The sequence below is a fragment of the Shewanella sp. K8 genome, from assembly GCF_028823715.1.
GTDB classification, from domain to species: domain Bacteria; phylum Pseudomonadota; class Gammaproteobacteria; order Enterobacterales; family Shewanellaceae; genus Shewanella; species Shewanella algae.
The window spans coordinates 35,497-44,064 of the sequence record NZ_JAPEHY010000041.1; the positions used below are offsets into that span (position 1 = coordinate 35,497).

At 56.2% G+C, this 8,568-nt stretch carries 9 protein-coding genes; 7 read left to right on the forward strand and 2 right to left on the reverse strand.

What is annotated here, in order from left to right; genetic code table 11:
* From ON072_RS18415 to ON072_RS18440, 6 genes are all read left to right on the forward strand, one after another.
* Nucleotides 1-3,255, forward strand: coding sequence for an nSTAND1 domain-containing NTPase (locus tag ON072_RS18415; protein ID WP_261753280.1), 3,255 nt, complete (start codon nucleotides 1-3; stop codon nucleotides 3,253-3,255).
* Between the two features lie 20 nt (nucleotides 3,256-3,275).
* A complete protein-coding gene (locus tag ON072_RS18420; RefSeq protein ID WP_261753279.1) occupies nucleotides 3,276-3,629 on the forward strand; it encodes a DP-EP family protein in 354 nt (117 codons plus the stop codon).
* A 129-nt stretch (nucleotides 3,630-3,758) separates the two neighbouring features.
* A complete protein-coding gene (locus ON072_RS18425; protein WP_261753278.1) occupies nucleotides 3,759-4,499 on the forward strand; it encodes a DP-EP family protein in 741 nt (246 codons plus the stop codon).
* Between the two features lie 134 nt (nucleotides 4,500-4,633).
* Entirely contained in the window at nucleotides 4,634-5,374 is a 741-nt protein-coding gene (locus tag ON072_RS18430) for a DP-EP family protein (protein ID WP_261753277.1), read from the forward strand.
* Nucleotides 5,375-5,612: 238 nt separating this feature from the next.
* Nucleotides 5,613-6,545 carry a sensor domain-containing diguanylate cyclase gene (locus ON072_RS18435; protein WP_025011740.1) on the forward strand — a complete coding sequence of 311 codons (933 nt, stop codon included), beginning with the start codon at nucleotides 5,613-5,615 and terminating at the stop codon, nucleotides 6,543-6,545.
* Nucleotides 6,546-6,555: 10 nt separating this feature from the next.
* A complete protein-coding gene (locus tag ON072_RS18440) occupies nucleotides 6,556-6,840 on the forward strand; it encodes a hypothetical protein (protein WP_045283464.1) in 285 nt (94 codons plus the stop codon).
* Here the strand turns inward: ON072_RS18440 and ON072_RS18445 are convergent.
* Complete coding sequence (locus tag ON072_RS18445) at nucleotides 6,810-7,418, reverse strand: histidine phosphatase family protein (protein ID WP_261753276.1); 609 nt, start codon at nucleotides 7,416-7,418, stop codon at nucleotides 6,810-6,812. The two genes, ON072_RS18440 and ON072_RS18445, sit on opposite strands and share 31 nt — an antisense overlap.
* A gap of 73 nt (nucleotides 7,419-7,491) precedes the next feature.
* On the opposite strand from ON072_RS18445, the gene ON072_RS18450 reads away from it, so the two are divergent.
* A complete protein-coding gene (locus tag ON072_RS18450) occupies nucleotides 7,492-7,617 on the forward strand; it encodes a hypothetical protein (protein ID WP_260847678.1) in 126 nt (41 codons plus the stop codon).
* A 264-nt stretch (nucleotides 7,618-7,881) separates the two neighbouring features.
* Here the strand turns inward: ON072_RS18450 and ON072_RS18455 are convergent, their stop codons facing one another.
* Entirely contained in the window at nucleotides 7,882-8,055 is a 174-nt protein-coding gene (locus ON072_RS18455; protein WP_181317273.1) for a hypothetical protein, read from the reverse strand.
* Nucleotides 8,056-8,568: the final 513 nt, after the last annotated feature.

The following is an 8,568-nucleotide window of genomic DNA, read 5'->3' on the forward strand; positions in this document are numbered from 1 at the left end:
ATGAGCGACAGCAGCTTCTTTTTGGGTGATTGGCAGGTCGATCCCGGCAGCAATAGTTTGCGGCTGGGAAAGCGCCTGCGGCAGTTGGAACCCAAAGCCATGGATGTGCTGCTGTACCTGTGTCGTCGCAGCGGTGAGGTAGTCAGCAGTGATGAGCTGCTGGATGCCTGTTGGCCCGGCAGCGACACGGGTGATAACCCGCTGCACAAGACCATCAATCAGCTGCGCCGGGCGCTGGACGACAAGGCCGGCGATCCTTCTTTCATCGAAACTATCCGCAAACGCGGCTATCGAATTGTAGCCGATGTCCGTTTCCCCATCGGCCACGAAGCCAGTTTGCCGTCGCTGGCCTGGAGCCAGGGCTCACCATTTCCCGGGTTAAAACCCTTCAGCGCCGATTATGCCGGGGTGTTTTTCGGCCGCAGCGAACAGATCAACGCCTTATTGGAACGCATAGCCAGGCAGATTAAACATGGCCGCGGGTTTTGCTTGCTGCTTGGCCCCAGCGGCAGCGGTAAGTCATCACTGATCAACGCAGGCATTTTGCCCAATCTGGCTTCGCCTCAGGGCTTTCACGGCATAGGCCTGGCCTGCTATTCGATACTGGATCTGGCCGATGTCGCCGAAGATCAACTGCTGCTGGAGTTGGCCGCCGCCATGCTCGACTGGGAGCTGGACGATGCGCCGGTATTGGCAGGCTACAGCGCCGAAACGCTGGCGCATGCACTGGAACAGGATATCGACAGCCTCTGCGCCCAACTCTGCCGGGCGCTGCCATCCCAAAGTTGGCAGAAGCCCAGGTTCGGCCTGTTTGTCGACCGCCTGGAAGTGCTGCTGTCATCGCCGCGCTTCTCGGCCGCCGCCCGTGAGCAGGGGCTGGCGCTGCTCGACACCCTGGCGCGTTCCGGAGCCGTATTGCTGCTCAGCGCCTGTCGCAATGAATTCTACCCTCAGGTGGTTGCCAGCCCCAGCTTGATGGCGGGCAAGGGCAATGGCGCCCATTTCGATCTCTTGCCACCCAGCCGTCAGGAACTGTTGCAGATGATACGCTTGCCGGCTGCAGCCGCAGGCTTGAGTTGGGAATTTGACCCTGAATCGGCACTGGGCTTGGATGAGCTGCTGTGCCGTGAGGCCGCCAGTAACCCTGATGCCCTGCCCATGTTGCAGTATATGCTGCAGGCCCTGTATCTGCAGCGCAGTGACGACAACCAGTTGCAACTGGCGGTTTATCACCGCCTGGGTGGGCTGGCCGGAGCCATAGGCCAGGCCGCCGAAGATGCCATCGCCTCCTTGTCGAGCTCGCAAAGGGCGGCCCTGCCGCGGGTGCTGTCGCTGCTGGTGACCCTCAGGGAAGATGAGCAGTCGGTCACCAGTCGCAGCGCCAGATATTCCGAATTGGCCACGGATGCCGAGCGCGCCTTGGTTCAGGCCTTGGTCGACAGTCGGCTGTTTGTCTCCCATCTGGAGGACAGCGAACCCGGTTTCAGCATAGCCCATGAAGCCTTGCTCAGACGTTGGTCCAGGGCCAGAGACTGGATAGATAGCCACAGGGAAGGGCTGGCGGCCAAGGCCAGGCTATTCCATCAGGCCAGGCGCTGGCAGCAACAGCAGTGCAGTCGCGATTTTCTGCTGCCCCAGGGCAAGCCACTGACCGAAGCGCTGGCGCTGAAAAACGATCCCCTACTGGAGCTGGATCCAGTCAGCGAAAGCTATGTTGCCGCCTCCAGCGCCAGAGGACAGCGCCAGCGGCGCCTCAAGGGCGCGACCTTCATGCTTTTATGCCTCTTGACCCTCATCTCGGTATTCATGAGTTATCGCAGCGTTGAAGCCGAGCAGCAGGCGCAGGCCAAGCGCCTGGCGGCAGAAGACTTGCTGGGCTTTATGGTGGGTGACTTTGCCGACAAGCTGCGCAGCATAGGCCGGATGGATCTGCTCGATGGTGTCAGCAACAAGGCGCTGGATTATTTTCGCGAGGCCGACAGCAGCCTGAGTGAGGCGGCGCTGTTTCGCCATGGCCAGACACTGGAAGCCATGGGTGAGGTGGCCTATTCCCGTGGCCGGGTGGATGAAGCGGAAAAGGCGCTGCTGGCCGCCAGAGACAAACTCTTGCCGCTGCTGTCCGGCAGTACAGATCAGCTGGAGCTGTTAAAGACCCTTGGCGCCAATGCCTTTTGGCTTGGGCAACTCAAGTATGACCAGAGCGATTGGCAGGGCACCCGCCCCTGGTTCGAGTCTTATTTGCAACACAGCCAGGCCATGTACCGACTGGCGCCGGACAACAGCGAAGCGCTGATGGAACTTTCCTACGCCCATAACTCTCTGGGGTCCTTATCGATGGAGCTGCAGGACTTCAACAAGGCGCGCCAGGGCTTTGAAGAGTCGTTGCGGCTCAAGCTGATCGCATTGGCCGAGTCGCCGGATGAGCCTCAGCTCTTGGCCGATGTCGCCGATACCCGCTCCTGGCTCGCCAGTGCTGCCAGCGCAGATGGGGATATTCAAGCAGCCATCGCCATTCATAGACAGATAGCCGAAGAGTTAAAGCGGCATGCTCAGGGAGAACCCTATCAACTATATAGATTATCCGGGAATCTGGAGATCTTGGCTCAGTTGTACAGAGCGGTGCAGCAAACCGAATTGGCCAGAGAGAGCGCAATGGAAGCCAGTCGGGCTATTGCTGCCGCGCTTGAGGCCGACCCGGAAAATGAGCGCTGGCGAATGCAGCAATCTTTTGTTGAGGTGTTACTGGTTAGCTTGCTACCGGCATCAACAGAAAAAACCGCCATGCTTAATGCCCTCAGAGGGCATCTGGCCAGTAAGCCGTCAAGCGAAACCTCGACTAAGCAGCTTAAATTGGAGGCTCGTTTTTGGTTGGCTGCTGCCAAGGCGCGGCTCGAACAAGATGATTATCAGCAAGCGCAGAAACTTGCTTTGTTGGCAGAAGCGTTTTTTACAGCATTAGGGCAGAAGACGGTTTTGGGCACTGTGGATATGGGAGCCCTGGCCGAGGCTGGGCTTGTAACCGCCTATAGTGTGTCCATGTTAAATAACGATATAAGCTTTGCCTATACTCACTGCCAGAAAGTCAGCCAAATGCTGCAACCATGGGTCACAGTGAATCGTGATGCCCGTATACTCGCGCCTTATGCTATGGCTCTGGATTGCATTGATGACCAACAAGAACTATTGAAAACTAAGGCTAAATTTGAGCCGCTTGGTTATCGTTTTCGTCAATTTAAATACCCCCTCAAAAACTAACCTAAAACAAGGATGAAGCTATGTCTGTACCCGTAAAAAATATCATTGTCACTATTACGCTGGATGACAACCGCGTACCTCAGTTTGCCTATGAGCCGGACGGCCCAGTAGTGGTAGATAAGCCCAATACTCATATTATTTATAAGCTGCAGGACAAGACTGATATGGATCTGGCCTTTGTCGGCGCTTCTTTCGATACCCCCTTCGACGGCATTATCGATGCGGTCAAGACCGAGGCCCCGGATATGTTGATACTAATGGATACCAACTCTGTGGTGGGCAAGACAGGCTTTAGACTGATCCTCAGTAACAGCAGCAACACTCTGCTGGTTTCCAGCCAGGATCCTCAAGTTGTGAATACCGGCAATAACTGAGTTAGTTTTATGGCCGAGTACTTAAATCTGGCTTGATTGCATTCATCTGGGTGGCTTCAGTCCTGAAACCACCCAATTAGTTTTTCATCTCCACATAAGGCATGTGGATCTAATTGACATGGAGTCGTTATGCGTATTGCTTTGATGGTCAGCGCGCTGCTGGCAAGCTTTCCCCTGGCACTGAGTGCCGCTACTCAGGCCGAGATCGATCTGGCGATGGCACCGGTAAAGAGTGACGCCGAGTTGCAACTCTTGCTGGCCGAGCCTTCGCCGTTGGAGCCCTTGGGGCAGTCTTTACCCGCCTTTATCAATAGCTTGGTGTTTGACAAGCAGGGGTTGGTGAAGCTGGATCGCCGGCTGTTGCAACAACCACTGAGTGCTTCGGAAGTCTATCGGATCCTAGCACTGTTTGGCTGGCAGTCACGGATGGCCGAGTTTGACCAGGCGGCGCAGCTGAGCCAAACCGACAGCCTATTGTTGAGGCCGCGTTTACCTTACTGTGATGTCAGTGAGCCCGTGGTGCTGAGTGTTACTCTGGATAGCGCCCGGCAGGCGGGCTTTCACTATTCGCAGCAGGGCGTGGAGTGCAGTGGTGATGTGGTGGTCAGTGAACCTGCGGTGATCACCTACCAACTGTTGAACCTGGAAGATTCTCCGGCCGGGCTGAAGTTTGTCGGTGCCGCCTTCACCAATCCCTTCGATGGTCATATCGATCGGGTCGAGGTCAGCGCCGATGGCCTGACGCTGCAGCTGCATGACTCTATGCGCAATACAGGCACAGGCAAGTATCAATTCCTGTTCAGCAGTGAGGAATCGCTACTCTTGCTGGCCAGCCCGGATCCTGAAGTCGTGAATACCGGAAACGACTGAGCAAGTTTGTGTTGCTGAAAGGGTGTTCAACCCAAGCTTAATTACATTAACCTGGGTGGCTTCAGTCCTGAAACCACCCAATCAGTTTTTCATCTCCACATAAGGCATGTGGAGCGAATTGACATGGAGTCGTTATGCGTATTGCTTTGATGGCCAGCGCGCTGCTGGCAAGCTTTCCCCTGGCACTGAGTGCCGCTACTCAGGCCGAGATCGATCTGGCGATGGCACCGGTAAAGAGTGACGCCGAGTTGCAACTCTTGCTGGCCGAGCCTTCGCCGTTGGAGCCCTTGGGGCAGTCTTTACCCGCGTTTATCAATAGCTTGGTGTTTGGCGAACAGGGGTTGGTGAAGCTGGATCGCCGGCTGTTGCAACAACCACTGAGTGCTTCGGAAGTCTATCGGATCCTGGCGCTGTTTGGTTGGCAGTCACGGATGGCCGAGTTTGACCAGGCGGCGCAGCTGAGCCAAACCGACAGCCTATTGTTGAGGCCGCGTTTACCTTACTGTGATGTCAGTGAGCCCGTGGTGCTGAGTGTTACTCTGGATAGCGCCCGGCAGGCGAGCTTTCACTATTCACAGCAGGGCGTGGAGTGCAGTGGTGATGTGATGGTCAGTGAACCTGCGGTGATCACCTACCAACTGTTGAACCTGGAAGATTCTCCGGCCGGGCTGAAATTTGTCGGTGCCGCCTTCACCAATCCCTTCGATGGTCATATCGATCGGGTCGAGGTCAGCGCCGATGGTCTGACACTGCAGCTGCATGACTCTATGCGCAATACAGGCACAGGCAAGTATCAATTCCTGTTCAGCAGTGAGGAATCGCCGCTCCTGTTGGCCAGCCCGGATCCACAAGTTATCAATAAAGATATAAAGTAGTTATTCCCCCCGATTTGCCGAACGGGGGATTCTTTCCCGCCCGAAAAGCTCCTATGGTTGCCAATCATTGCCGTATTTCTGTGGTTGGACGCCTTTCCTGCCTACAGGAGGTTGGAATTATTAACAATATTTTTCAATAAATTACATCGTAAGCTTATCAGAAGGTTAGCCTTGTCCGTACGCGCTAGAGTTATCCCTGTCGAAATTGAACAACCCGCAGGTCGGGAGGGAGAACAGCATGGCAAGCCCCTACAGCAATGAAGCTGGTTTTAGTCAGTGTGAGTGTGACAGCGAGGCTCTGGCGACCCTGATTGAGTGCATGCAGCAACCTATGGTGCTGGCCGATGGTGAGGGAAAAGTGTTGGCGGTGAACTCTCCGGCGGCCGAGCTGCTGGGCGATCAGAGTGAAACCTTTGCCGGTGAATTCTGGCATACCTGGTTGGCGGCGCCTTACCGTAGCCGCTACGCCAGCATGTTCAGCAGCCAATACGGTCGCCAGGTACCACTGCAACATGGTCCCTGGGAGGTATTGCTCAGACGTGTCGATGGGGTGGAGCTGCCGGTGAATCTGTCGCTTTCCTTTATTCAGGGCTTGCTGCCGCTGTTTGTGATTGGTTTGCATGATCTCAGCGGTCACAGGGATGAGATTAAACGCCTGTCCACCCTGGCGGCGACCGACTATTTGACCGGACTGGCCAATCGCCGCACCTTTACCGAGACACTGGAACGCCAGTGGCAGCAGTGCGTCGATAAGCACAAGCCCATCAGCACCTTGATCATAGATGCCGACCATTTCAAACAGTTCAACGATCAGCATGGTCACCTGATGGGGGACGAATGCCTAAAATTGATGGCCAAGACCATAGCCGCGGCGTTGCCTTCGCCCCAGTGTCTGGCGGCGCGTTTTGGCGGTGAGGAGTTCGCCCTGGTGTTGCCCGGATTCAACAGCGCCATGGCCTGGGTGGTGGCCGAGCAGATAGCCGAGGCCATTCGTAGCCTGGACTTCGTCAAATTGGGGCTGAGCCGTGAGGTTTGTGTCAGTGTCAGCCAGGGGATTGCCACTGAGATCAATGGCCAGTACCGCACGGCCGAGGCCATGCTCAGCGCGGCGGACACAGCCCTGTACCGGGCCAAGAGCGATGGCCGCGACAGGATCAAGTTATCCGCCTGAGGAGGAGAGGATGAACTGGTATGTGATGACGCTGATGCCCAGTGCCAGGGAGCGGGCCGACTGGTTTGTCGATATTCAGCTGCGGCGCTACTGCCATTCGCCGAAAAAAGCCGCCCTAAGACTGTGGAAGGGCTACTGCACCGAGCCTTTGGTAAGGCAACTGCTGAGCGACTTACAACAGATAGCCGCGGCTGAGGGGCAACTCCCGGCGGAAGAGCAGCGCTATTTGCAGGCCTTGCTGGCCCACTTCGACTGGTTGGCGAGTCAGCAACAGATGCGTTTGAGCCTCTCCTGAGCCTCACAGTGAAAGTGATAGAGGGCATCCTGAGGCTTGTCCTGACGCCAAAGTGCCTTGTCATCCAGGCCCAGCAACAGGGCGCGCAGGATAATCCCTGTCAGGCCGTGCGACACAAGGATCACCCGCTCCGGGGTTGCCGGATCGGTCAGCCAATGCGCCAGCCGCTGTTGCACCTGGGGGAGTGTTTCTGCGCCCGGGCCCTGCAGATACCAGTCATTGCGCCCGGCAAGCTCGGGTCTGGCGGCGTGGATATCGGCGACCCGGGTCTGCTCCCATTCACCTAAACCGCATTCAATCACCCTGGGCTCGGTAATAATGGCGCCGGGATCCCGGCAAAGCACCTCTGCCACCAGAGTCGCCGTTTCCATAGCTCTTCCCAGCGGGCTGGAAACCAACTGAAATTCTTGTTCAGGATTTCCTGCCGATTGCCGCAGCTGTTGTTGCAGGACAACACCATAAGCTATTGCCTGCGCCCTGCCGAGTTCGGTCAGCGGCGAGTTACAGTGTCCCTGCAGCTTACCGGCGGCATTAAACTCAGTCTGGCCGTGGCGTAGTATAAATATTTCCTTTGGCATGGCGGTCAATTCCCGATACTGCTTAAACGGTTGGCTGCGAAAGAGGGTACTCCCCAGCTGGGGAAGGAGCAAGTTGGAGCTGAATACTAGCGGCCCACTTGCCATGGGCTTCCTGTCCATCTGCACCGCAGGTGATGGGCAGCAGCTTAGCCAGCAGCTAAAACCAAGTTCATTGGTGAGTTTTTGCCTGAAGCAGTGATAGCCGCTGTACCAGCGGCCTAAAGTCGTGGTGTAAGTGCATCCATGCACAAAGGCCAGTTCGCCATCCCTAGCTCTCGCTCGTTGCCACGTTATTTGCACCAACGACTTTCGGCGACACCGAGGGGGAGAGGAGGTGTAATTCTTTCAACACAGAGTTGTTTTAAGCTGCAGACAGACGCCTATTTTCCAAGCACAGGTGGAACTGTGACCTTCCGAGCCAGGGATGGCGAGGCAGAGCTTACACGGACGTACTCGCAGCGAGTCACAGGATCGCCTGTGCATAAGCCTGCGGCAGGCAATGAGCAACATCCGTCGCCGGAAGCTCGGGCAATATTAGCTTAGATACTTTTAGCTGGAAGCCATGATCGCCGCTGTGCCAGCGGCCTAAAGTCGTGGTGTTCCACACCACACCGGGCAAGGGGCTTTGCTTGTCCAAAGCCCCTTGCATCCCCAAGGACACCCCGACGTAGCCGAAATCCCTGCTGGCTTATGAAGCAAATTGGCTACACTCAGGACTCGCCAAATGCATCCATGCATAACGGCCAGCTCGCCTTCCTTGGCTCGCGCTCATAAACTTGTTGCCTAGCAACATTCGCCCTGCTCGACCTTCGAGCCTCAACATCCCTGTCTCGGCTACGCCAATTTGCAACAACGCCAGCGGCGGCTCCGGAGGGGGAATTGGTGCAATTCTGCAATCATAGCGTTGCTTGAAATTGCTTATATACCCACAGACATACGCCTAATTCTAGGCACAGGTGGAACTGTGACAGTCGAAAACAGGGACGTTTTCGTCGAGGCTACAGGGACGTATTCACGCCGTGTCACAGGATTGCCTGTGCGAGAGCGCACCGCAGGTGATGGGCTGCAACTTAGTTGGCAGCTAAGACCAAGTTCATTGGTGAGTTTTGGCTTAAAGCCATGATAGCCGCTGTGCCAGCGGCCTAAAGTC

Coding starts and splice junctions, on each gene's coding strand:
- ON072_RS18440 (WP_045283464.1), top strand. CDS start 6,556: ATGAACTGGTATGTGATGACGCTGATGCCCAGTGCCAGGGAGCGGGCC.
- ON072_RS18445 (WP_261753276.1), bottom strand. CDS start 7,418: ATGCCAAAGGAAATATTTATACTACGCCACGGCCAGACTGAGTTTAAT.
- ON072_RS18430 (WP_261753277.1), top strand. CDS start 4,634: ATGCGTATTGCTTTGATGGCCAGCGCGCTGCTGGCAAGCTTTCCCCTG.
- ON072_RS18435 (WP_025011740.1), top strand. CDS start 5,613: ATGGCAAGCCCCTACAGCAATGAAGCTGGTTTTAGTCAGTGTGAGTGT.
- ON072_RS18420 (WP_261753279.1), top strand. CDS start 3,276: ATGTCTGTACCCGTAAAAAATATCATTGTCACTATTACGCTGGATGAC.
- ON072_RS18425 (WP_261753278.1), top strand. CDS start 3,759: ATGCGTATTGCTTTGATGGTCAGCGCGCTGCTGGCAAGCTTTCCCCTG.
- ON072_RS18415 (WP_261753280.1), top strand. CDS start 1: ATGAGCGACAGCAGCTTCTTTTTGGGTGATTGGCAGGTCGATCCCGGC.